Origin of the sequence: Pontibacter ummariensis (assembly GCF_900188175.1) — a bacterium.
GTDB classification, from domain to species: Bacteria; Bacteroidota; Bacteroidia; order Cytophagales; family Hymenobacteraceae; genus Pontibacter; species Pontibacter ummariensis.
Genome location: NZ_FZOQ01000018.1, coordinates 1 through 23,121, shown reverse-complemented (window position 1 = coordinate 23,121; position 23,121 = coordinate 1). Strand labels below are relative to the sequence as shown.

Here is a 23,121-nt window from a genome sequence, read left to right as displayed (position 1 = left end):
CACATAACTATGGCAGATAACAAAGACCTGTTAGACGACAACACTTTCTGGTACAAGGACGCGATCATCTACGAGCTGCACATTAAGGCTTTTAAGGATGGGAATGGCGACGGCATTGGCGACTTTAAAGGGCTGATGCAGAAGCTTGACTATCTGGAGGACCTAGGTGTGACGGCGATCTGGCTGCTCCCATTCTACCCATCGCCTCTTCGGGACGACGGCTACGATATTGCCGACTACTTCAGCATCAACCCGTCTTACGGCAACATGCAGGACTTCAAGGTCTTTGTGCGGGAGGCGCACAAGCGCGGGCTGAAGGTAATTACAGAGCTTGTTATTAATCACACGTCTGACCAGCACCCTTGGTTCCAGCGGGCCCGCAAGGCGAAGCGGGATTCGAAGTACAGGGACTATTATGTGTGGACAGACGACCCGACCAAGTACAAAGATGTGCGCATCATCTTTACAGACACGGAGCAAAGCAACTGGACCTGGGACCCTGTGGCACAGCAGTACTACTGGCACCGTTTCTTCTCGCACCAGCCGGACCTGAACTATGATAACCTGGAGGTGCAGAAAGAGGTGTTTAAGGTGCTGGACTACTGGCTGGACCTGGGAGTGGACGGCTTCCGCCTGGATGCGGTGCCTTACCTGTTCGAGCGGGAAGGCACAAACGGCGAGAACCTGCCCGAGACCCACGACTTCCTGAAGAAGCTGCGTGCGCACGTGGATGAGAAGTACACAGGGAAGCTGCTGCTGGCAGAGGCCAACATGTGGCCGGAAGACTCTGCTTCTTACTTCGGAAACGGGGATGAGTGCCACATGAACTATCACTTCCCGATCATGCCGCGCCTGTTCATGTCTGTGAAGATGGAAGACCGCTATCCGATCATCGACATCTTTAACCAGACGCCGGAGATTCCGGAGAGCTGCCAGTGGGCCATGTTCCTGCGCAACCACGACGAGCTGACGCTGGAGATGGTGACGGACGAGGAGCGGGATTACATGTACAAGGTATACACTAAAGACCCGCAGGCCCGCATTAACCTGGGTATACGGCACCGCCTGGCCCCGCTGCTGGGCAACGACCGCAGCAAAATCGAACTGATGAACGTGCTGCTCTTCTCGATGCGTGGCACACCCGTGGTGTACTACGGCGATGAAATCGGAATGGGCGATAACTACTACCTCGGTGACCGGGATGGGGTCCGCACTCCCATGCAGTGGAACGAGGACCGCAACGCCGGTTTCTCTTCCGCAAACCCGCAGCGCCTGTACCTCCCTGTGATCATTGACCCAGAGTATAAGTACGAGTCGGTGAACGTGGAAACGCAAAACCATAACGCCAACTCACTGCTCTGGTGGATGCGCCGCATCATTAACATGCGCAAGCGCTACAAAGCCTTTGGCCGCGGCACGATCAAGTTCCTATCGCCAAGCAATGCCAAAGTACTGGCTTTTGTGCGGGAGTATGAGAACGAGACCATCCTGGTGATCGCCAACCTATCACGCTTCCCGGAGGCCGTGGAGCTGGACCTGCACGAGTACCGGGGCCGTACGCCAGTGGAGGTGTTTAGCAAGAACAAGTTCCCGAACATCAAAGACGACGATTACCTGTTTACCCTGAGCGGCCACGGTTATTACTGGATGGAGCTACAGGCACAGGAAGTTGGACAGGGAACCGGTGAGCAGCAGCGGGTGGTGCAGCTAGGGTCTTTGAAGGAAGCCTTGGACGGCAAGACCCTGAAAGCACTGGAAGGGCAGGTGCTGCCAAGTTATGTGTACCAGCGGCGTTGGTTCGGCGGTAAGGCGAGAACAGTGCAGCGCATGCAGGTTGTAAACAACATGCCGCTGCCTTTGGGCAAGACAGGTGCCTCACTCCTGTTTATAGAGGTAAGCTATAACGAAGGCTTACCGGAGATGTACCAGCTGCCTGTTGGCTTTGCCACCGGCGAAGAAGAGCAGGAACTGCGGGACGCATCCCCGAACAGCGTGATTGCCCGCGTGGCAGTAGATGGCAAGGACGGTATCCTGTACGATGCGCTCTACAGCGAGGAGTTCCGGCAAATGCTGTTGCAGATGATGGTCAAGCGCAAAAGGGTAAGCCAGAACGGTGCCGAGCTGATAGGGCAGAGCAGCCGCAATGTGACCGACATCATCCGGGAGGTAGAAGGACCACTCACTTCCAAGATTCTGGCTGCGGAACAGAGCAATACCTCCGTTGTTTACGACAATGCCCTGTTCCTGAAGGTATACCGGAAACTGGACAGGACCATGAACCCGGACGTGGAGATTGTGCAGATGCTGACCGAGAAAGTCGGCTTCGAGAATGTACCCCGCTACCTAGGCTCCTTGGAACAGCACGAAGAGAATAAGCAGCCGATGGTGCTGGTGATGCTGCAGGAGCTGGTGCCAAACCAGGGAGACGCCTGGAGTTATATTGGCGACTCGCTGAAACGCCTGTATGAGCGGCTCCTGACACAGACCGACCGCATGAAGGTGAAGCAGGCGGGAGGCTCGCTGGCCCGGCCCCTGCCTTTCTCCGCTATCCCGGAAGAGGTACAGCTTCAGCTGGGCGGAGCGCATGTGGAGCGGGTAGAGCTTTTAGGCCTGCGCACGGCAGAGATGCACCTGGCGCTTGGCAGCATAACCGATGACAAAGACTTTAACCCGGAAGAGTTCTCGCTGCACTACCAGCGCTCCCTGTACTCTTCCTTAACCTCCCTGGTGCGCAGCAACTTTGACAGTTTGCAGAAGCACCTGCCGAACCTGCCAGACAGTGTCAGGGGGGAGGCCGAGGAAGTGCTCCACATTCGCGAGGAAGTACTCGAGCGCCTGAAGATGATCTTCTCCCGTAAAATAGATACGCTGAAGATCAGAACGCACGGGGACTATCACCTCGGGCAGGTGCTGTTTACGGGCAAGGACTTTTACATCATCGACTTTGAGGGTGAACCGGCCCGCTCGTTCAGCGAGCGCCGCTTAAAGCGGTCGGCCCTGCGCGATGTGGCCGGAATGATTCGCTCGTTCCACTACGCCGCCTACAGTGCCCTGTTCCAACAGGAAGGGCTACGCCGCGAGGACGTAGACTACCTGGAGGCGTGGGCCGAGCAGTGGTACCAGTACGCCAGCGGGTTCTTTATGCACAATTACCTGGGTAAGACGCAGGGTACGGGTATCGTGCCGGCGCAGGAAGAAGACTTCGAGATACTGATCCACACCTTCCTGTTAGAGAAGGCGATCTATGAACTCGGATACGAATTAAACAACCGTCCGGATTGGGTGCTTATCCCGATCAGAGGCATTAAATACATCATGAGGAAGTATAAGAATGGCTAAGAAAAAAGAAAGCACAACCACCGACGAGGCAACAGGCAAAAAAGCAGCAAAAAAGGCAGCCCCCGCAAAAAAAAGCACGAAAGGGGATGAGCCGATGGCAGCGAAGGATGCCAAAGCCGAGGCAGCTGCCGGCGACAAGCCTACTGCCAGACGAGGCCGCTCGAAAGCCACGGACACGACTCCGGCGGCTGAAATGGGCTCGCCTGTAACGGAAGCAGGCGCTGGGGAGGATAAGCCTAAAAAGCGCGGCAGGCCAAAGAAATCGGAGGCAGAGACCCCGGACCAGCCTAAACGCGGCAGACCTAAGAAGGGGGATGTCCATGCAGAAGAGACAGAGGTGGTAGCTCCTATTGCCTCTTCAGACAACGTGCAGGAGTATATCAAAGTAAATGCGAGAGGCCAGGGAAACGTGGCGCAGCCGTCTGGCGAGCCTGCCGAACTGGATAACAATGGCGTGTACAAAGCCAGCCTGCTGACAGACTTTGATATCTACCTCTTTAAAGAAGGCCGGCACTATTCCCTATACGAGAAATTGGGGGCGCATAAGATGGAGTACGCGGGCAAGGAGGGCATTTGCTTTGCCGTGTGGGCGCCTAATGCCGAATCCGTTTCCCTGATCGGTGATTTTAACGGGTGGAACCGCGAGAGCCACCAGCTGCTGCAGCGGGATGACGGTTCTGGTATCTGGGAAGGTTTTATTCCTGACGTACCGGAAGGCATGTTGTACAAGTACCATATCAAATCGCGCTACCACCTGTACCATGTGGAGAAGAGTGACCCCTTTGCCTTTAGCCGGGAAGCACCGCCACAGACCGCCTCTGTGGTGGCCGAGTTGAACTACGAGTGGCAGGACCAGGAGTGGCTGCAGCAGCGCAAAAGCCTGGCTAGCCAGCCCCAGCCGTACAGCGTATACGAGTTGCACCTGGGTTCCTGGCGACGCAAGATTGAAGACAATAACCGCCCGCTTACCTACCGGGAGTTGGCAGAGGAGTTGCCAGCCTATGTGAGGGACATGGGCTTTACGCACGTGGAACTGATGCCGATTATGTTCCATCCCTTCGCCGGGTCGTGGGGCTATCAGGTAACGGGCTACTTTGCCCCGGCCAGCACCTTCGGCTCACCGCAGGACCTGATGCACCTGATCGATGTACTGCATCAGCACGGCATTGGCGTGATCCTGGACTGGGTGCCCTCGCACTTCCCGTCAGATGAGCACGGCCTGGCCTACTTCGACGGCACGCACCTGTTCGAGCACGCAGATCCCCGCAAGGGGTTCCACCCGGACTGGAACAGCTATATCTTTAACTACGGCCGCAACGAGGTGCGCTCTTTCCTGATCAGCAATGCGCTCTTCTGGCTGGACAAGTACCATGCTGACGGCCTGCGGGTGGACGCCGTGGCTTCCATGCTTTACCTGGATTACAGCCGTAAGGAAGGGGAGTGGATCCCGAATGAGTATGGCGGACGGGAGAACCTGGAGGCTATTTCGTTCCTGAAGGACTTCAACAAGGCGGTGCACGACAAATTCCCGGATGTAAGAACGGTGGCAGAGGAGTCTACGGCCTGGCCTGGTGTTACCAACTCAATCGAGAACGGCGGACTAGGCTTCAACATGAAGTGGATGATGGGCTGGATGCACGATACCCTGGATTACTTCTCCAAGGACCCCGTATATCGTCGGTACCACCAGGGCGAGATCACCTTTAGCATGATGTACGCCTTCTCTGAGAAGTTCATGCTGCCGCTTTCTCACGACGAGGTGGTGCATGGCAAAGGATCGCTGCTCCAGAAGATGCCCGGAGACGATTGGCAGCGTTTTGCAAACCTGCGTACCCTGTATGCTTATATGTACGCGCACCCAGGCGGTAAATTGCTGTTTATGGGGGCAGAGCTAGCACAGGGCGGTGAGTGGAACCATGATAGCAGCCTGGACTGGCACCTGTTACAGTACGGTTTCCACCAGGGCGTACAGGACGAGCTACGGGAGCTGAACGCTATTTACAAAAACGAGCCAGCCCTGTATGAGCACAGCTTTGATCCGCAAGGCTTTGAGTGGGTCGACTACAACGATGCGCATAACAGCGTGATCAGTTTCCTGCGGAAGGGCAACAGGCCGGAAGAGCAGATACTGGTGGTGTGTAACTTTACGCCTGTGGTACACGAGCACTACCGTTTGGGCGTGCCGCATGACGGCGAATGGATACAAATCTTCAACTCGGATGACGGGCGCTACGGAGGCAGCAACGTGCATAACACGGAGCCTTTGTTTGCAGTGCCAGAGCCATTCCATGGTAGAAGCAATTCCCTTATCCTCAAAGTTCCGCCTTTAGCTGTGGTATACTTTAAGTACAGACCCGGCATGCGGCAATAGCTTAACGCAATGAGCTCATGTGAAAGCCAGAAGAGGCAGGAAAGCTTTCCCTGCCTCTTCTGGCTTTTATGCCTTGTTAAAGAAGGGCTAGCCTATTTCCCCTTCCGGAGCGGGAAGAGCTTTCGGAAGCCTGCTTTGCGCTGGGACTCCTCCTGCGGAACATCGAAGGCGGAAACAGAACGCACATCCTCCACTGTATAGAAGGCCTGAGGGTTGTAGTCTCTGATGATACCGAGTACCTCGTCCAGCTTTTTACGCTTCACGATCATGAACAACAGGTTGACCTTGCCTCTTGTCCCGCGGGCGTCCACGCAGGTTAGGCGATAGCCACGGCCCTTGAGCCGTTCGATCAGTTTATCGGCAGGCTCCACCGTGATCACGCGGACGACCATCTGCCCCAGTGCCAGCTTTTGCTCTACCCGTAGCCCCAGAAAGTTGCCTGTTGCAAACCCTCCGGCCCAGGCCAGGTAGGAGGCTACGTTACTGAGGTTTTCCATGACCTGGGTAATGGCGATGAGCCAGATCAAAACCTCCAGGAAGCCCAGGATAGGGGCAATTGCCTTGTCGCCTTTGGAGATAAAGACGATACGCAGTGTACCTAGCGTGACATCGCAAATACGGGCCAGAAAGATAAGAGCAGGTATGATCACCCACTCCACGATTCCAGGGGCTATGCCTTCAAAATAATTCATAAGGACTGTTAAGCATAAATGAGCGCGGTAGAATAATAGGCCTAACTTACGAAAGTTCGGCTATGGCTGGTAGTTTATTGCCCACAAACTCAGACCGGGTCTTCGGCAAGCTTTCAGGGTAATTCTGCTGGATAAAATGAATTAGCTTTTCACGAACCAGGCAGCGCAGATCCCAGGCAACGGCCGAGCTGTTAGCACTCATCAGGGCCCGTAGCTCCAGGGTTTTTTCTTTCGAGTCGGTTACCTGCAGTACTTTTACATTCTTGTCCCACAGTGGGGTATTGGCCAGTATGCGGTCAAACTCCTGCCGTACGGCATCTATGGGCAATGAATAGTCGGTGTACAGGTATACGGTTGCCAGGATATCGGAGCTTGTGCGGGTCCAGTTCTGAAAGGGCTTGTCGATAAAATAATTAAGCGGCAGGATCAGACGCCGGTTGTCCCATATTCGCAAGACCACGTAGGTCATGGTAATCTCCTCCACGCGCCCAAACTCGCCCTCTACCACCAACACATCGTCGAGCCGGATGGGCTGGGTAAATGCCAGCTGCAGGCCTGCCAGCAGGTTAGCGATGGACCGTTGCGCGGCAAAGCCGATCACAATGCCGGCCACGCCGGCAGAGGTTAACAGACCGGTCCCCAGCTTCCGCACGGGCTCGAAGCTTAAGAGCACCAACGAGACCGCCACAAAAACAATGAGTATTATCGTGAGCTTCCGGAGGAACTGCAGTTGGGTGAAGAGCTTCCGTTCCCGGTAATTATCGGGTTTGTCGATGGCGTATTTGTGCCGGACCATGTCGCGCGCCACGTTGGTGAGCTCTATAAGTATCCAGGCGAAGGTCAGGATGTTCATGATTTCAATCAGCCGGCGCAGGGGCCGCAGCACCTCTTCTTCGTTTTCCGCAGTTGCTAGGGTGATGGACACGAACAGCAAGGGAAGAAACAGTGCAATTGGCTTGCTCAGGTGCGCCGTAAGCGATTTAACCAGTACGGGATTATCGTGCCTGTTGTAAAGGCGCAAGAGCTTAAACAAGATGAGCTTTACAACAAGCCCCAATATAACTGCGACAACAAATGTGGCGACACCAATAAAAAAATCATGGTAACGACTAAATAGTTGTTCCAGGTACTCCATAAAGTGCAAATTGTTTTCTATCTTAAGGGTGAATGCAATTCAGTGCTTACTTCGCTTTGCCTCCTTGGGTTGTATCTGATAGCTCCAAATCCATAAAGTGTTTATATATATGGCTTTATAGATATTATGCTATACACTAGAACACAATCGCTTTTTTTACGTAAGATTTAGAGGTAAAATATAGATAAATCAGAATAGAGGATAAAAGTCACACTAACATCAGTGCAAGAACAGAAACAGGTTCAACACCCTACCTGGCTGTTTTTAGAAAACTGAATGAAAACTACCATAACACATGGCAAAACTGATCATTGTATCGAACAGGCTTCCTGTAAAACTGCAAGAAAAGGAGGGGGAACTCAGCTACAAGACGAGTGAAGGCGGGTTGGCAACCGGCTTGGGTTCCATTTACAAACAGAAGGACAACCTCTGGATAGGTTGGCCTGGTATGGTAGTGAATGAACCGGAAAAGCAGGACAAGATCACCGAGGACCTGCGTCCTGAAAACATGCACCCTGTCTTCCTCACCGAAACGGAGATAAAGGAGTTCTACGAGGGCTTTAGCAATGAAACCTTATGGCCTACCTTCCACTACTTTAGCCAGTATGCCATTTATGAGCAGCAACTGTGGGAAACCTATGTGAAGGTGAACGAGAAGTATTGTGAGGAGGTGGTAAAGCAGGCCGGGCCGGAAGATACCATTTGGGTGCACGATTATCAGTTGCTGTTGCTGCCTTCTATGCTTCGGGAAAGATTGCCGGACAGTACCATCGGTTTCTTTCAGCATATTCCTTTCCCGTCTTACGAGGTCTTCCGCCTGTTGCCCTGGCGCAAGTCACTGCTGGAGGGCATGCTGGGGGCTGACCTGGTGGGTTTCCATACCTACGACGACATGCGCCACTTCCTGAGTTCTGTGAACCGTATTGTTGGCTATGGCAGCATGCATGGCTGGATTAACACGCCAAGCCGTTCGCTGCTGGTAGACTCCTTCCCGATGGGGATTGACTACGAGAAGTACGCCGGCACAGCCGCCTCGGAAGAAGTAAAGAAGCGGGAACGTATTTACCGCAGCAACCTGAACGCACAGAAGATCATCCTCTCCATCGACCGCCTGGACTACTCCAAAGGTATTGCCCAACGCCTGAAAGCGTTTGAGCTGTTCCTGGAGAAGTACCCCGAATTCCATGAGCAGGTAACCCTGCTGATGCTGGTGGTGCCAAGCCGTGATGCGGTGGAGAAATACAAGGAGCTGAAAGAGGAGGTAGATGAGCTGGTGGGCCGCATTAACGGTAAGTACAGCCACATCAACTGGAACCCGATCCAGTATTTCTACCGCTCTTATCCGCTGGAGACCCTGTCTGCTTTCTACCGCATGGCCGACGTGGCGCTGGTAACCCCTATGCGTGACGGCATGAACCTGGTGTGCAAGGAATATGTGGCCAGCAAGCTGGACCAGAAAGGTGTTCTGATCCTGAGCGAGATGGCAGGAGCTTCTAAAGAACTTTCTGATGCCCTGCTGATCAACCCGAACGACATCAACCAGATCGTCGAGTCCCTCTATACGGCCCTTACGATGCCGGAAGAGATGCAGCAGGCCCAAATGCAGAACATGCAGGAGTCCCTGCAGCGCTATAACATTCACCACTGGGTGAGCATGTTCATGGACCGGCTGTCTTATGTGAAGATCAAGCAGATGTCGCTGGCTACCTCTTACCTGGATGAGGCTACCTTCCTGGAGATGAGCGATGCCTATGATTCGGCCAGCTCCCGCTTATTCTTCCTCGAATATGACGGCGCGCTGGTAGACTACCGTAACCGTCCGTTGATGGCCCGGCCGGATGATGAGCTAATGGACCTGCTGGAACTTATCAGCAGTAACCCGAAGAACAGGGTGGTAGTGGTTAGCAGTCGTGAGAAAGCCACCATGCAGGATTGGCTGGGCCACCTGAACATCGATATCATTGCAGAACACGGGGTGTGGATCAAGCAGCGCGGAACCGGCTGGCAAACCATGCTAAGCCTGATGGATGATTGGAAAAAGGACATTCGCCTGATTCTGGACCTCTACGTGGACCGTACCCCAGGCTCGTTTATCGAAGAGAAAGAGTACTCGCTGGTATGGCACTACCGTCGGGTAGAAACAGGCTTGGGTGACCTGCGGGCACGCGAGCTGGTGAGCCACCTGAATTTCCTGGCCTCTAACAGTAACCTACAGGTACTGGACGGCCAGATGGCAGTGGAGGTGAAGGCGCAGGAGATAAACAAAGGAAAAGCATCCAGTTACTGGCTAAGCAAGTTCCCGCACAAATTTGTAGTGGCAGTGGGCGATGACTGGGGCGATGAAGACATCTTTAAGGCCATGCCGCGGGAAGCTTACACCATTAAAGTAGGCAATGCTTATTCTGTTGCCAAGTACCACGTAGACACCTGCGAGGAAGCCCGTAAGACGCTCCTCCGTCTCGTACAGTCAAGCAGCAAGCAAGAGCAGACATCAGGCGGTGCCTTGATGACCGGTTGAAACAGTCCTAAACCTACATGACAAAAAGAGCCTCCTACAGTAAGATAGGAGGCTCTTTTTGTTTGAAACAAGGGTTATTTTATGCTTTCCTAACAGGCTGTTTAAGAAGGAAAGCTTTAAGGTTGATTCCTTTACCCCAAACAACAGTGGTAAAAGATGATAGGTAGTTAAAAGCAAAGAGCTGCTCTTGTGAAGGAGCAGCTCTTTGCTTTTAGCGAGGAGCTCAAAACAGGCTTCCGCTCGCGGGCTTGCTTTCTTTTTGTTTGGGTTTTGGGGGCTCCGGGGCCTCACAGTTCTCCTCGTTAAAGACTTGGTCAATGGCCTTTTCGGCTTTGCGTAGCTTTTCCTTGCATAGCTTAATGAGCTGCGAAGAGCGTTGTACTTTTTGTGTCAGTTCATCCACATCCACGGCGTCGTTTTCTATTGCCCGCAGAATCTCCTCCAACTCCTGTGTCGCCTCCCTGTACGACATCTCATTTAAGTTCTTATTTGTCATGGTGGTTAATAGTTACAACTTTACTGTGGAGCGTACCGTCCTGCATCTTTGTCACGATCACGTCTCCGTCTTTGATACCCTTTGTGCTCTTGATGATCTTGCCGTTAACCAAGGTGAGGGTATAACCCCGTAAAAGTAATTTTTCCGGGTTGTTTGCCTCAATGCTCATCTCCAGTAATCTCAGGCGGTGTTTCTCATTTTGCACTTTTTGTTGCACACAATAGCCTACTTTGTCACTGTACTTGGTAAAGGACAGCTGCTCCTGTTTTAGTTTGCCATTTGCTTCTGTCTCCAGGCAATGTACCAGGTGGTTAAGCTCGTGCTCTTTCATGTGCAGGTAGCGCTGGCTTTTTCCTTCTACACAAACAGACAGTTCTTGCAGGTGACTCTTACGCGTGTGCAGCAGGTCTTTCGTGTTGGCGCTGATGTCTTTCTCCAGGTCACTTACCTGGTGCTTCTGGGCCTCCAGGTAGGACCTAGGCTTTAGCAACAGGCCACGGGATAACTGCTCCAGCTTGTCTTTGTTTGTTTGAAGTAACTCTTTCGTCTGGTTCGTAAAGCGCAGGCTCAGCCGTTCCAGTTTGTCCCCGGTCAGCTTCATTTGCTGGGCAGCAAACATGCGGATGCTGTCCAGCAAGCCCTCGGTGTGCTCCTCCGTCTCGCGGAACCGGTCTATTAAAAAGTTGGCTACGGCAGTCGGCGTTTTTAAGCGGGTATGCGCCACAATATCGGCGATGCTTTCATCCCGCTCATGCCCGATACCGGTCAGCACCGGCAGGGGAGAGTGCCCGATAGCCGCGGCTACTGTATAGTCATCAAAGCAGCTCAGGTCTGTCTGCGATCCTCCTCCACGTATCAGGACAATGGCATCAAACCGCTCCTGGTATTTTGCCACCAAGGCCATGGCACGTTTGATGGAGGCAGGCGCTTCGTTTCCCTGCACGGTGGCGGGGAAAAGGGTGGTAGAGAACGTATAGCCGAAGCTGTTGCCTTTCAGTTGGTGCACAAAGTCCTGGTAACCGGCGGCGGTAGCAGAGGAAACAATGGCCAGGCGTTGTGGTACCAGGGCAAGGTCCAGGGCCTTGTTGGCTTCGAGCAGGCCTTCCCCTTCCAGGCGTTTTAGGGTTTCCTGTCGTTGCCGGGCCAGGTCGCCAATGGTATAGTTCGGGTCTATGTTAACGATGTCGAGGCTCAGGCCATACAACTCATGGAAGCGGACCTGTGCCTGAAACAGGATCTTTAGCCCTGCTTTCAAAGGCTGCCCTGTTCGCTCCTCAAAGTGGCGCCCCAGCGTCTGGAAACGGGCGCTCCAGATCGTGGCCCGTGCCTGCGCCAGCATTTGGCGGGCATCCTCGCCTTTGTCGACCAGGGTCAGGTAGCAGTGGCCCTTGCGGCGGTCAGGCGAAATCTGTGCAACTTCTGCCACGACCCAGTAATTCTCCGGAAAAGCCACCTCCAGCTCGTCTCGTATCTGCTGGTGCAGCTCGTATAGCGAGAGAGGTGTCTGGAACTCCTCGTATGTTACCGTTTGGCGAAAGAAAATCTGGGACATGACTTCTACAACTAACTTCTTCTCCTGCAATACCGGCGGTGCGCCGGTTCCTCTGCCCCGAAGATAGGACTTTTTTGCATGACAAGGGGCAGGGCCAGAGGTGATAAATTAGCGTGAAGTCCTCGTTTATGCCCTGGCTTATCGTCTAAAGCTCCTTTACGGCCGTAGAGACCGCTCTCCGTGTCTTGCCTCAGCTAATTTAGGCCTTGCGTGAAAGGACAAGAAGAATGACCGTTGCGTTGTTGCCCTACTGTTGGCAGGTAAGCTTGCCAAAAGCAACAGTAGCTTAGAGAAGTGCAACCGCAACATCACTAGGAGGATTAGGAAAGTAATAGGACGATGGAATGTAAAGGTTAGTGTCTATAAGTACGTTGGTTAAACTTTACAGGTGCTTTCAGTTGTAAAGCTGCCTTGCTGGCAGCTTTGTTAGTGGAACACGTGCAGGACAGGTTCTGTTAGGGGTTGGTGTGTTTCCTGGTCTATTGTAAAGTAGCCTACCCGGCTAGGGCCATATCCTATATTTATCTCATAGAACGTGTTCTGTGCTGGCAGCATAGCAATAACCTCCTCACGTAACTGCCTGTACTGCTGCATCAGCTCGGCGAGGCGCCGTTCTTTATCGTTTAGCTTATCCTCAATTTTTCCTGAGTGGATTAACTTCTCCATGTCATTGCTGTCAGGCACAAAGTCCGGCTTGATGCTCTGCAGCGAAAGAAGCTCTACTTCCAGCAGGCGGATGTCCCGCTCCGTATCCAGGTAGGCCTGTATCTTATCCTCCAGCGGCGCAAGCGGTTCACTTAAAAACTCTGTCTGATTTTCCATACTTTGTAACTTGTTCATAAAGGGCGAATGTTAAGTCTTTTATACGTAAAAAGAATGGTTTATTTACACGCTGTAGTCCGTAAAACGGTGGTCACAACTGTCAGGTTTGGGACTCTTTGAGCGTAATAAACTGCTTTGGCCGCAAGCATTTCAGAGCCAGTTAAATAACTTTCGCAGGAGAGGCAAGCGATCTTTATAAGGGGGGTAACGCAAGGGCAGGTCCACCCAGGTGCCGCGGTGCACAACACCTTTCTGGTGTGAAAAGAGGTTAAAACTGCTCTTGCCATGGTAGCTGCCGATGCCACTCTGCCCCACCCCGCCAAAAGGCAGGTTAGGGTTGATCAGGTGCGAGATACTGTCGTTGATACAGCCACCCCCAAAGCTAACGTTTTTCAGGACCCGTTCTTTGCGTTGCTCGCTGGAGGAGAAGAGGTACAAGGCCAAGGGCTTTTCCTGCTGGTTCACGATTTTAATCGCTTCATCCAGGCTGTTATAGGAAAGTACGGGCAGGATGGGCCCGAAGATCTCTTCCTGCATCACCGGGTGCTCCCAGCTTACCTGGTCCAGCACGGTGGGGGCAATGTAGCGCGTCGCAACCTCAGTTTTTCCGCCGGTGCGCACGTTCCCGTTCCGGAGGTAACTTTGCAGGCGGTTGAAATGGCTGTCGTTTACAATGCGCGCATAGTCAGGGCTCTCAGCCGGGTCTGGTCCATAAAACTCCTGGATGCACTGCTCTACGAGTTGTATAAACTCCTCTTTTACCTGTTCCCGCACCAGCACGTAGTCAGGCGCCACGCAGGTCTGCCCGGCGTTCAGAAACTTCCCCCACGTAATGCGCCTTGCTGCCAGCTCCAGGTCCGCGTCCACCGCAATAATGGCAGGGCTCTTACCGCCTAATTCCAGCGTAACAGGTGTCAGGTGCTCTGCGGCGGCTTTCATCACGATCTGCCCTACTTTTGTGCTGCCGGTAAAGAAGATATAGTCAAAGCGCTGTGCCAGCAGGTATTGGCTCGTGCTGACGCCCCCCTCTACCGAGGCGATATACGCCTCATCAAAATTTTCCCTGATGATCTTGGAAATTACGGCTGATGTGTTTGCTGTGATCTCTGAGGGTTTGACGACGGCACAGTTGCCCGCCGCCATGGCTCCAATCAGCGGGTTGATCAACAGCTGGAAGGGATAGTTCCAGGGAGCGATAACCAGGGCCACGCCATAGGGCTCCGGGTAAATATAGCTGCGGGCTGGAAAGTTGATGAGCGTTTCCTTAACCTTTCGGGGCTTTGCCCACTTATGCAGGTTGTCTAGGATAAGCTTTAGCTCCAGCTCTACGAAACCTACCTCTGTGGCAAAAGACTCAAACGCCGGTTTTTTAAAGTCGGCGTACATAGCATCGAAGATGACTTGCTCGTGCTGGCGTATTGCCTGCTGCAGCCGCTTCAGGCTCTCTTTCCTGAACGCTAGGTCTAAGGTCTGCCCACTGGCAAAGAAGTGCCGCTGCTGTTGCACAATTTGCTCGACGCGCTGTTGCTCTGTTGATAGTGATGCCTGGATAGGCTGCATAGGACAGGTGGGTTAGAAGCGTTGATGTTATTTAGTTTCCGGAACAGCTGCAGGCAAGGGGCGCCCTGTAAACTGGTCCATAGAGGTATATACGTTAAATCCGCGCCCCACGACCCGGTCGAAGAGCCGTGCGGGCAGGATGCCCCGAAGCAAGGGCAGTAGGTGCACAATGGCTGGCTTGCGCAGGATGACCTTGTTCTCCTCCACAGCCTTCAGGATGTCCTCAGTTATATCCGCTGGTTTTAGAATAGGGGTGAGGAGCGGTGCTTTTACCCCGGCAAACATGCCCGTATCAATATAGCTGGGGGTTACCGTCGTCACATGTAGTTGCTTGCCTAAGGCTTCCAACTCCAGCCGCAGGCTCTCCGACCAACCCAGTAAGGCCCACTTGCTGGCAGCATACACGCTCATACGCGGGTTTGGCAGTAAGCCCGCTGCAGAGGCGATGTTGACGATATGACCGGAGCCGCGCGCGACAATTGCAGGTAAGAAGGCACGGCATACCAACATGGGTCCCATCGTGTTGATGCCCAGGGTTTGTTGTATGTCTGTGTCACTGTGCTCCAGGAAAGTCTTTCCGGCCACGATACCGGCATTGTTGATGAGGATGTCTGGCACTCCAACTTCCGCTATTACTCGGTTCGCAGTAGCCTGTACGGCCGTTGGGTCGGCAACATCTACCTGGTAGGGATAAATGGCGAATCCCAGTGCCCGGGCTTCTGCTGCAACCTCATCCAGGCTCTGCGGGTTTATATCCCAGACAACAAGGCGCTTGGCCTGCTTTTGCAGGCTCCTGAGGCCCATTAGCCGGCCGATGCCAGAGCCGCCACCCGTCACAAGTACTGTACTTCCCAGAATTTGCGTCATAGTTCAAAACGGTGTTAAAACAGGGAGTATAATCTGATTAAGATACTTATACTGTAGCACATTTGGAAGCGCCTCGTCCCTTTTTTAGTGAACAGGTAGGTTTATATTTGTATCTTTGGGTGAAGGCCTCCCGAACGGATTAGAGAAAAAAGCAAGACTATGAAAATCATTGAATGTCCGCGTGATGCCATGCAAGGCATGAAAGAATTTATACCTACCGAGCAAAAGGTAAAATACATCAACCAGCTGTTGCAGGTAGGCTTCGATACCATCGACTTCGGCAGTTTTGTCTCACCCAAGGCTATCCCGCAGATGAGCGACACAGCAGAGGTGCTGGCCAATCTGGAACTGGAAAGTACTTCTTCTAAACTGCTGGCCATAGTGGCAAATGTAAGGGGAGCAGAAGAGGCGGCACAGCATAAAGAGATAGCTTACCTGGGCTTCCCGCTCTCTGTGTCCGAGACCTTCCAGCAGCGCAATACCAATAAAAGCATCACAGAGGCCATGCAGCAACTGGCCCAGATACAGGATATTTGCCAGAAGCACGGGAAAGTGCTGGTTACCTACATTTCGATGGGTTTCGGGAATCCCTACGGAGACCCTTGGGATGCCGATACAGTGATCCGTTTTGTAGAGCAACTGCACAAGCTACAGGTACAAATCATCTCCTTGTCGGATACCATCGGAGTGTCTGATCCGGACAAGATCAGCAACCTGTTCAAGCATTTGATCCCTGCTTTTGAGGGGATTGAGTTCGGGGCACACCTGCACACCACGCCCACCACCTGGCAGGAGAAGGTCGAAGCCGCCTACCAGGCGGGGTGCCGCCGGTTCGACGGGGCACTGCGCGGCTACGGGGGCTGCCCCATGGCCAAGGACGAGTTGGTGGGCAATATGCCAACCGAAAGTTTGGTAGGCTACTTCGAAAATATTGGCTTAAATTTGAGCTTGAACAAGGCAGCATTTGCCGGGGCAATGAGGCTCTCGGAGGCTGTATTCTCCTGATATGGCAAGAAGAACAATCGTAGATATATTTATTCCCTGTTTCGTGGATCAATTGTTTCCGGAAACAGGCATGAACATGGTGAAAGTACTAGAGAAGGTGGGCTGCGAGGTAAACTACAACCCGAACCAGACCTGCTGCGGACAGCCTGCTTTTAATGCCGGATTTTTTGATGAGGCCCGTGAAGTAGCCAACAAGTTTCTGGATGATTTCACCAATGAGACATCCCATTACATTGTGGCGCCTTCTGCGTCCTGTGTGGGGATGGTGCGCAATGCCTATCAGGATATCTTCGTGAAGTCATCGAAGTTGGTAAAGTACCGGGCTATGCAGAAAAAGGTGTATGAGCTGACGGAGTTCCTGACCGACGTGATGGGCATTACCCGTATTCCTGATGCCACTCTTAGAGGGCGTTATACCTACCACGACTCCTGCAGTGCCTTAAGGGAATGCGGCATTAAGGCGGGCCCACGGGAGTTGCTAAACAACGTGCGGGGGCTAGAGCTGGTAGAAATGGAAGACAGTGAAACCTGCTGTGGCTTCGGAGGGACTTTTGCCGTTAAGTTCGAGGCTATTTCCACTGCTATGGCCGAACAAAAAGTAGACAATGCCATTGCCACGGGGGCAGACTACATTGTATCGACAGACAGTAGTTGCCTCATGCACCTGGAGGCCTATATTCAAAAGCAGAAAAAGCCGATCAGAACCATGCACATTGCCGACGTGCTGGCAAGCGGCTGGTAAAAGCAAAAGGCCCGAACAAGTTCACTTGTTCGGGCCTTTTGCTTTATGTTCGGGTTAATGAAAGTAGTAGCTGAGCCCAAGGAAGAAACTGGAGGAGGTAAGATTTAAGGTGAATGCTTTTGTCCTATCCTCGTACTCGTTCAATAAGTCCTGCTGCCAGGTTTCTTGCTCAATGGCAAGTACCGTATAGCTTAAGGTCCCGTACGTAGTGTTTAGGCTGATCTTGTTAGAGAGGAAGAAGGAAAGCCCTGGCCGGACAGCGACTATGAACAGTTCCCTTTCGTAAGTCGAGTTGTACAAAGTGTGGCGAGATCCGTCCTGTTCTCTGTCTTGAACAGTTGTTTCAGTAAAGTGTTGGTAGGTTATGTCGCCTGTCCCTGAAAAGGCTAAGTTTTCTGTCAGGAAGATGTACTTCTTCAGGTAAGCGCCTGTCGCTTTCTCTGTTGCTTTTCGCTTAAAATGCTCCTTTTCTTGAGAATCTATGCTGTTTTCAAACCTATAGTGGTATTTATCAAAGGTCCCGGTAAGCCCTGCTTCAAGGTTATCTGTAACAAGATAGCCCAACTGCGGGGAGAGGTTATAACGGAAAGTTCTTTCTGTCGAGTTAGGGTCCTTATCTTTTGAAGTCGTGTAGCCTAGTGCACCTGTGGCGACAATAGTACCTTGGGTGGTCTGTGCCTGTGTTCCCGTTACGATAGCAACAAGACAGAGGAGGATCAGTAACTTTTTCATCGGCAAAGCTCCTCTAGCGGTTGATAAGGTAACGCAGGCCAATAGAGCTGCTGGAAGGGGAGACATCGGCATTAAAATAGGTCTCTGTGGATTTTGTGTCGGTTGGCTCGAGCCTAGTAGTGCTTCTGCTAAAGTAAACCTGGCCAATGCTTACAAAGAGCCCAAGCTTCTCTGTCGCAAAGTAAGTGAGGCCTGGTGCGGCACTGATGCCATAGGTAAAGCTCCTGGAAGGTTCCCCGAACGACTCATTCTGGAAAGCTTTGGTCTTAGCGCTGCCGATGCCAGCGCTAAGACCTGCACTAGCAGTAAAAAACAGTTTTTCTGTAATAGGCAGGTACTTTCTTATATAAGGCCCGGCACTGATGTTATAGCTTTTGCTGATGTATTCCCCGTCCTCACTTTTACTCGTGTTTCTCCCAAAGCTAAATCCGGTGCTAATGCCTACCTCTAGCCTATCTTTATAAAAATAGCCAATGCTGGGAAAGACCTGTATGTTCGTGCTGTTGCCATCAAAGTTTGTCCTTTCATAGGCCTGCTGTGCGAAGCCAACGGAACCGGATACAACGACAGTGCCAGACGAGGTTTGTGCAAAGGCACTGGCACTGGACAGTACAAAAAGAGTAGCGGCAAATAGTGTTTTCATGTTTGTTTCTGGTTAACGGTACTAAATATAGAAATATTTAGGAGTAATAGCATTTAGTGAGGCACACATTTCAGACTCTTTCAGAGGATGGATTGAGGGTGAGAGGGGATCCTATAAACAAAAACGAGGCACTGTCAGGGTGCCTCGTTTTTTATAAAATAGTAGCTTTTATTGCTCTTAGTGCGCCTCTGGCATGATGCGAACCACAAGGCCTTCGAGCGCTGGTGTTACCCGCAACTGGCAGGACAAGCGGCTGTTAGCAGTGGCGTGTGGCAAGGTCTCCAGCATGTAGGCCTCGTCGTCACTCATTTCTGGCAGTTCTTCTTCGTTCTGAAGCACCTCCACATGGCAGGTGGCGCAGATAGCCATGCCGCCGCAAAGGGCCTGCACATCAAACTCATTTGCCTTGAGCACTTCCATGACCGAAAGGCCCATGTCGGTAGGAGCCTCCAGGGTAATGCGCTCCCCGTCTTCCTGCTCTACGTAAATGTTAATTAAGTCCTTCATTACTGTAATTCCTGAATACCGTTAACGGTGGTATATTTTAGCACGAACTTCTTGTCCGGATAAATGATGTTGTAGGCGCTCTGTGCCATCAGGGCTGCTTCGTGGAAGCCACACAGGATCAGCTTTAGCTTGCCCGGGTAGGTGTTGATGTCTCCAATGGCAAATATACCGGGTATGTTCGTGGAGTAATCGAAGGTATTGACAACGATGGCGTTCTTTTCCAGTTCCAGCCCCCAGTTCTCCAGGGGACCGAGCTTAGGCACCAGGCCGAAAAGTGGGATAAAATAGTCAGCCTCCACCTGGTTTGCTTCGTTGTTAGCCTCTATGGTTACCCCCTCTAGTTGCTCTTCGCCGTGTACTTCCGTTACGTTAGACTTTAGTACCAGATTGATGCGGCCTTCCTCGGCCAGGTGCAGCACTTTCTCGGCAGATTCTGGCGCTCCCCGAAAGGTAGTACCACGGTGTACCAAGGTTAGCTCTTTGCACAGGTCAGCCAGGTAAATGGTCCAGTCCAAGGCAGAGTCCCCGCCGCCCGCTAGCACCACGCGCTTGTCGCGGAACTCCTCTGGGTCGCGCACCATGTACGTAACGCCTTTGCCTTCATACCCCTCCAGGTTCTCGATCGCTGGCTTACGGGGTTCAAAAGAGCCTAGGCCACCGGCAATGACTACTACTTTACAGGCAATCTCGGTGCCAGCAACTGTTTTCACAATAAAAGAGCCGTCTTCCTGCTTGTCCAGGTGCTCTACGCGCTCGCCCAAGGTAAAGGTAGGGTGAAAAGGTGCAATTTGTTGCTGCAGGTTCTTTACTAGGTCGCCTGCCAGTACTTCGGGAAACCCGGGAATGTCGTATATCGGTTTTTTAGGGTATATCTCTGTTAGTTGTCCGCCTACGGCCGCCAACGCGTCCACCACGTGGCAACGCATTTTTAAAAGCCCTGCCTCAAATACAGCAAAAAGGCCCACTGGGCCGGCTCCAACTATACATATATCTGTGGTTACTTTTTCCATACAATCATGTTGGTGTTGAATGATTTGTTGTTGCTACAAATATACGCCTCATTTATAGCATATCTAAACCTTTCCGTCTATAATTAGTCCTTCGGAAGAGGGTAAGGATCAATGTATAACTGCTAAAGTGCCTGCATTTGTTCCAGGACCAGCTGTTGCAGTCGTTGCGCATTAAAGGCAGCGTAGCCCAACTGGTCGTTGTCGAAATACACGTATACGTCCAGCCCTTGTGCCTGCCAGTCCAGGCACTGCTTTGCCCACCACTGCATAGCGCTTTCGCTGTAGCTGCCTGCGTACTTTCCGTCAGGGCCGTGCAGGCGCACGTATGCAAAGTCTGCTGTTATCTCCAGCGGCGACATGTGCCCCTCCAGTTCATAAATACAGAACGCAATGTTTCGCTCCCGCAGGAGGTCCAGTACCTCCGGGGCATACCAACTAGGGTGCCGGAACTCAAAGGTGTACCGGTAATACGGGGGGAGCAATCTAAGAAAGTCCTGCAGTCGCTCTTTGTTCACGTGCCACATCGGAGGCAGCTGAAACAGGATAGGGCCCAGCTTCTCTTCCAGGCTGTTCACACTGTTAAATAACCGGCTAAGTCCTTCCTGGGGTTCTTTGAGCTTTTTCATGTGCGTGATAAATCGGCTGGCTTTTACGGCAAACACAAAGTTCTCGGGAGTAGCCGAACGCCAGTTGGCGAAGGTCTCGGGGGTAGGAAGCCTGTAGAAGGAGTTGTTTACTTCCACTGTGCTGAAAAAGCGCAGGTAGTAGTCGGTAAAGCCTTTTTGCTTTACCTCAGGTGGGTAAAAAGTGCCCATCCAGTGCTTGTAATGCCAGCCGGATGTACCGATGTGTATTTTCTGTTCCATGTTTCCTAAGTTCTTCTGTCTCTGCATATACTTTTATCTGTGGGTGCAAGTTCGGAGGGCGGTAAAAGGCACCACATGTGAAGCAGAGTTGGGCAGGAGTTGGAGTAGGGGAGATCTCCAGAATTCGCATTAGGAGGCTTGTGGCAAAACATGCGCCTTTGGTCTCCGTTATACCATTAGTATCTGTTCAATCAATAAACCAAAGCTATGGCAAGAAACTTAAACAATGACCGGCAGAACGATAGATCCAGGGATGATTACGGTAATCTGAATGACCGTAACCGGTATGGAAACGATCGTAGCAGAAACTTTCACCGCAATGACTTTGCGCGGTACGACGATAGGCGAAACGCATATGGCCCTGTTGAAGATAACGGTGGTGGCGCTTATAACAGGAGCAGAGGCGGTAGAAGCGCGAATAACTTTGCCGGCTATACGAACGACTACAACCGCGAAGAGCGAGGACGCCCTGACCGGTTCGGGGCAAGTGCTCGTGGCGATTATTCCAACGGCACACGCTATGGAGAGGGCGGCAGCACCTACGGAGGCGGCTCCAGTTACGGGCACTCCAGCTATGGTTCTTCGCGAGATTACAGCAGCGAACTCCCAGACAGAAACAGGGGCAGTAACCGCTCTGATAATGTCAGAAATGGCTATGATGATTACCTGGATTCCGGCAACAGAAGCTACGGCGGTTATGCCGGGGAGCGGGGTATAAACGACTACAGCGATTACATCCATCATAACTACGGCAATCCTGGTCGGGGCGATGAGTCCGACAGGGACTATGGGAACACGGGCCGCCGCAGCACGGGCTACGATAACAGCATGGGCGGCTACAGAAACACAGGCTACGGCTCTACGGGCTACAACAACCGTGACAGAGACCGTGAACGGAGCGCCTATGGCCGCAGCGAACAGCGCAACAGGGGCGACTACGGAAATGGCCAAAACAGTGACCGCGGCCGTAACAGAGACTACCTGGACCGCAATGACAACCCTAATTTAAACCGACCAGGGCGCGAGCATAACCGGTAAAGCGGGCTCTTGGTATGCGTAAACCTGTCAGAAGGGCTCTTGTTAACAGGAGCCCTTCTGATTTTACCAGCAGACTAACCTTAAACTGATGCTGCCTGGCTTCGTTTAAAATAAAAGATATACCATTAAAAAAGAACAAACTATGGATAGAGATTATAGAGACCGATATAACAGAAGCAGTTCCGACTATAACCGAGAGTTTGACCAAAAGCTGCATGGCGGCTATAACCGGGACCACGGGAGCGGGTTCCGGGGAGAGGATGAAGGCCCGTACAACCAAAACAAGGGACGAAGCCGCTCGCAAAGCTATCGCAGCCGTGACTATGACATGGAGCGGGATTATTACGAGAATACGCGGCGCGACAGGCACGAACTGGGAGATATCCGCCAAGCCCATGGCTACATGAGCTTTAGCGATAACAACCTCAGCAGCTCAGGCGGAAACGAGGATCTGGAGGACATGCAGCGGGAGCGCAGAGCCAGGTACGAGCAGGGCTATGGCTCCGGCAGGTTAGGGGGCTACAGCGGCTCTGCCTTTGGAGGGGCGAACTACAGTGCCCACGGTGACTTCGGAGGCTCGCCGGATTATGGCTCCATGAGCGGCAGCGGCGGTAATGCAGATGACTATGCTTCCCCCTCAAATTATAGCAGCGGGCATGGTAACACGTATTCGCATCCCGACAGAGGTGTGCCTAATTTTAGCAGCCGAAGCTGGGGTGATCAGTACGGAGATGGTGGCCTTGGTCAGGGCTCCCGCAGAGGCGATGCTTATGGCAATGGACGCTACGGGAGAGACAGAGACTACGAAAACAGTGGCAACAAGAATAGCTCCCGGGGGAACTACGGTAGCGCTTACTCCAGCGATCGTAGCTATGTAGGCGATAACAATCGGAACTCCAACTCGGGGTACTACAACAGAAACACGCGCTACTCCAGCAACTCCGACAGGGGCGGTTACATTAACCATGACATGAACAACAGTTAATGTTTTTAAGGTTAGACTGATAAAGATAACGGCCTGCCAACCTTGATAGGCCGTTATCTTTGTGGTACAACTAAGGCTTCTTGTACCAACCTTTGTTGCTTATTGCGCTGAAGTAAGTCTGTTTCCCCTCCCTGGGTCTCATCTTATAGGGAAAAATTAGAATGATTTTGAGGGGGCATTGTTTTGGAAGAAACAAGCGGGTTATGTGGGCATCATCAGAGTTTGGGGTAGCACTTAGTGA

General features: G+C 52.4%; 19 protein-coding genes. 7 read left to right on the top strand and 12 right to left on the bottom strand.

The annotated features are described in order from the left end of the window. Positions 1-9: 9 nt before the first annotated feature. Positions 10-3,339, top strand: a complete 3,330-nt coding sequence (gene treS / locus CHB92_RS17640; RefSeq protein WP_089320560.1) for a maltose alpha-D-glucosyltransferase — start codon at positions 10-12, stop codon at positions 3,337-3,339. Further along, positions 3,332-5,710 (top strand): 1,4-alpha-glucan branching protein GlgB, encoded by a 2,379-nt coding sequence (gene glgB / locus CHB92_RS17635; RefSeq protein WP_245842681.1) that lies wholly within the window; start codon positions 3,332-3,334, stop codon positions 5,708-5,710. The genes treS and glgB overlap by 8 nt, the downstream gene beginning before the upstream one ends. A 92-nt stretch (positions 5,711-5,802) precedes the next feature. Here the strand turns inward: glgB and CHB92_RS17630 are convergent, their stop codons facing one another. Further along, on the bottom strand, positions 5,803-6,402 hold the full coding sequence (locus tag CHB92_RS17630; RefSeq protein WP_089320559.1) for a DUF2179 domain-containing protein: 600 nt from the start codon (positions 6,400-6,402) through the stop codon (positions 5,803-5,805). Positions 6,403-6,448: 46 nt separating this feature from the next. Further along, entirely contained in the window at positions 6,449-7,537 is a 1,089-nt protein-coding gene (locus CHB92_RS17625; protein WP_089320558.1) for a mechanosensitive ion channel family protein, read from the bottom strand. 295 nt (positions 7,538-7,832) lie between these two features. On the opposite strand from CHB92_RS17625, the gene CHB92_RS17620 reads away from it, so the two are divergent. Beyond that, positions 7,833-10,055 (top strand): bifunctional alpha,alpha-trehalose-phosphate synthase (UDP-forming)/trehalose-phosphatase, encoded by a 2,223-nt coding sequence (locus tag CHB92_RS17620; protein ID WP_089320557.1) that lies wholly within the window; start codon positions 7,833-7,835, stop codon positions 10,053-10,055. Between the two features lie 223 nt (positions 10,056-10,278). Here CHB92_RS17620 and xseB read toward each other — a convergent pair whose 3' ends face one another. From xseB to CHB92_RS17595, 5 genes are all read right to left on the bottom strand, one after another. After that, positions 10,279-10,551 (bottom strand): exodeoxyribonuclease VII small subunit, encoded by a 273-nt coding sequence (gene xseB / locus CHB92_RS17615; protein WP_089320556.1) that lies wholly within the window; start codon positions 10,549-10,551, stop codon positions 10,279-10,281. Then, positions 10,541-12,103 carry an exodeoxyribonuclease VII large subunit gene (xseA, locus tag CHB92_RS17610; protein ID WP_089320555.1) on the bottom strand — a complete coding sequence of 521 codons (1,563 nt, stop codon included), beginning with the start codon at positions 12,101-12,103 and terminating at the stop codon, positions 10,541-10,543. Before xseA ends, xseB begins: the two co-directional genes overlap by 11 nt. 426 nt (positions 12,104-12,529) lie before the next feature. Further along, entirely contained in the window at positions 12,530-12,925 is a 396-nt protein-coding gene (locus CHB92_RS17605; protein WP_089320617.1) for a hypothetical protein, read from the bottom strand. 150 nt (positions 12,926-13,075) lie between these two features. Then, positions 13,076-14,485, bottom strand: a complete 1,410-nt coding sequence (locus CHB92_RS17600; protein ID WP_089320554.1) for an aldehyde dehydrogenase — start codon at positions 14,483-14,485, stop codon at positions 13,076-13,078. 27 nt (positions 14,486-14,512) lie between these two features. After that, positions 14,513-15,352 (bottom strand): SDR family oxidoreductase, encoded by an 840-nt coding sequence (locus CHB92_RS17595; RefSeq protein WP_089320553.1) that lies wholly within the window; start codon positions 15,350-15,352, stop codon positions 14,513-14,515. Positions 15,353-15,511: 159 nt separating this feature from the next. On the opposite strand from CHB92_RS17595, the gene CHB92_RS17590 reads away from it, so the two are divergent. Then, entirely contained in the window at positions 15,512-16,357 is an 846-nt protein-coding gene (locus CHB92_RS17590; RefSeq protein WP_089320552.1) for a hydroxymethylglutaryl-CoA lyase, read from the top strand. 1 nt (position 16,358) lies between these two features. Then, entirely contained in the window at positions 16,359-17,099 is a 741-nt protein-coding gene (locus CHB92_RS17585; protein WP_089320551.1) for a (Fe-S)-binding protein, read from the top strand. 54 nt (positions 17,100-17,153) lie between these two features. Here the strand turns inward: CHB92_RS17585 and CHB92_RS17580 are convergent, their stop codons facing one another. The 5 genes from CHB92_RS17580 to CHB92_RS17560 all read right to left on the bottom strand — a co-directional run bounded on the left by CHB92_RS17580 (position 17,154) and on the right by CHB92_RS17560 (position 20,857). Continuing rightward, positions 17,154-17,831 (bottom strand): outer membrane beta-barrel protein, encoded by a 678-nt coding sequence (locus CHB92_RS17580; RefSeq protein ID WP_089320550.1) that lies wholly within the window; start codon positions 17,829-17,831, stop codon positions 17,154-17,156. A gap of 13 nt (positions 17,832-17,844) precedes the next feature. Further along, positions 17,845-18,474, bottom strand: coding sequence for an outer membrane beta-barrel protein (locus CHB92_RS17575; RefSeq protein WP_089320549.1), 630 nt, complete (start codon positions 18,472-18,474; stop codon positions 17,845-17,847). Between the two features lie 177 nt (positions 18,475-18,651). Further along, entirely contained in the window at positions 18,652-18,981 is a 330-nt protein-coding gene (locus CHB92_RS17570) for a 2Fe-2S iron-sulfur cluster-binding protein (RefSeq protein WP_089320548.1), read from the bottom strand. After that, a complete protein-coding gene (locus CHB92_RS17565) occupies positions 18,981-19,991 on the bottom strand; it encodes an NAD(P)/FAD-dependent oxidoreductase (RefSeq protein WP_089320547.1) in 1,011 nt (336 codons plus the stop codon). Before CHB92_RS17565 ends, CHB92_RS17570 begins: the two co-directional genes overlap by 1 nt. A 122-nt stretch (positions 19,992-20,113) precedes the next feature. Next, positions 20,114-20,857 carry a DUF72 domain-containing protein gene (locus tag CHB92_RS17560; RefSeq protein ID WP_089320616.1) on the bottom strand — a complete coding sequence of 248 codons (744 nt, stop codon included), beginning with the start codon at positions 20,855-20,857 and terminating at the stop codon, positions 20,114-20,116. A gap of 207 nt (positions 20,858-21,064) precedes the next feature. Here CHB92_RS17560 and CHB92_RS17555 point away from each other — a divergent pair, with 207 nt between their 5' ends. Both CHB92_RS17555 and CHB92_RS17550 read left to right on the top strand, forming a co-directional pair. Next, positions 21,065-21,895 carry a hypothetical protein gene (locus tag CHB92_RS17555; RefSeq protein WP_089320546.1) on the top strand — a complete coding sequence of 277 codons (831 nt, stop codon included), beginning with the start codon at positions 21,065-21,067 and terminating at the stop codon, positions 21,893-21,895. A 142-nt stretch (positions 21,896-22,037) separates the two neighbouring features. Then, on the top strand, positions 22,038-22,880 hold the full coding sequence (locus CHB92_RS17550; protein ID WP_089320545.1) for a hypothetical protein: 843 nt from the start codon (positions 22,038-22,040) through the stop codon (positions 22,878-22,880). Positions 22,881-23,121: the final 241 nt, after the last annotated feature.

Excerpts from the sequence above, each read along its gene's own strand:
- CHB92_RS17605 (WP_089320617.1), bottom strand. The coding sequence starts at position 12,925 with ATGGAAAATCAGACAGAGTTTTTAAGTGAACCGCTTGCGCCGCTGGAG.
- CHB92_RS17580 (WP_089320550.1), bottom strand. The coding sequence starts at position 17,831 with ATGAAAAAGTTACTGATCCTCCTCTGTCTTGTTGCTATCGTAACGGGA.
- xseA (WP_089320555.1), bottom strand. The coding sequence starts at position 12,103 with ATGTCCCAGATTTTCTTTCGCCAAACGGTAACATACGAGGAGTTCCAG.
- CHB92_RS17600 (WP_089320554.1), bottom strand. The coding sequence starts at position 14,485 with ATGCAGCCTATCCAGGCATCACTATCAACAGAGCAACAGCGCGTCGAG.
- glgB (WP_245842681.1), top strand. The coding sequence starts at position 3,332 with ATGGCTAAGAAAAAAGAAAGCACAACCACCGACGAGGCAACAGGCAAA.
- CHB92_RS17570 (WP_089320548.1), bottom strand. The coding sequence starts at position 18,981 with ATGAAGGACTTAATTAACATTTACGTAGAGCAGGAAGACGGGGAGCGC.
- CHB92_RS17555 (WP_089320546.1), top strand. The coding sequence starts at position 21,065 with ATGGCAAGAAACTTAAACAATGACCGGCAGAACGATAGATCCAGGGAT.
- CHB92_RS17590 (WP_089320552.1), top strand. The coding sequence starts at position 15,512 with ATGAAAATCATTGAATGTCCGCGTGATGCCATGCAAGGCATGAAAGAA.
- CHB92_RS17595 (WP_089320553.1), bottom strand. The coding sequence starts at position 15,352 with ATGACGCAAATTCTGGGAAGTACAGTACTTGTGACGGGTGGCGGCTCT.
- CHB92_RS17565 (WP_089320547.1), bottom strand. The coding sequence starts at position 19,991 with ATGGAAAAAGTAACCACAGATATATGTATAGTTGGAGCCGGCCCAGTG.
- CHB92_RS17585 (WP_089320551.1), top strand. The coding sequence starts at position 16,359 with ATGGCAAGAAGAACAATCGTAGATATATTTATTCCCTGTTTCGTGGAT.
- CHB92_RS17575 (WP_089320549.1), bottom strand. The coding sequence starts at position 18,474 with ATGAAAACACTATTTGCCGCTACTCTTTTTGTACTGTCCAGTGCCAGT.
- CHB92_RS17625 (WP_089320558.1), bottom strand. The coding sequence starts at position 7,537 with ATGGAGTACCTGGAACAACTATTTAGTCGTTACCATGATTTTTTTATT.
- treS (WP_089320560.1), top strand. The coding sequence starts at position 10 with ATGGCAGATAACAAAGACCTGTTAGACGACAACACTTTCTGGTACAAG.
- CHB92_RS17550 (WP_089320545.1), top strand. The coding sequence starts at position 22,038 with ATGGATAGAGATTATAGAGACCGATATAACAGAAGCAGTTCCGACTAT.
- CHB92_RS17630 (WP_089320559.1), bottom strand. The coding sequence starts at position 6,402 with ATGAATTATTTTGAAGGCATAGCCCCTGGAATCGTGGAGTGGGTGATC.
- CHB92_RS17560 (WP_089320616.1), bottom strand. The coding sequence starts at position 20,857 with ATGGAACAGAAAATACACATCGGTACATCCGGCTGGCATTACAAGCAC.
- xseB (WP_089320556.1), bottom strand. The coding sequence starts at position 10,551 with ATGACAAATAAGAACTTAAATGAGATGTCGTACAGGGAGGCGACACAG.
- CHB92_RS17620 (WP_089320557.1), top strand. The coding sequence starts at position 7,833 with ATGGCAAAACTGATCATTGTATCGAACAGGCTTCCTGTAAAACTGCAA.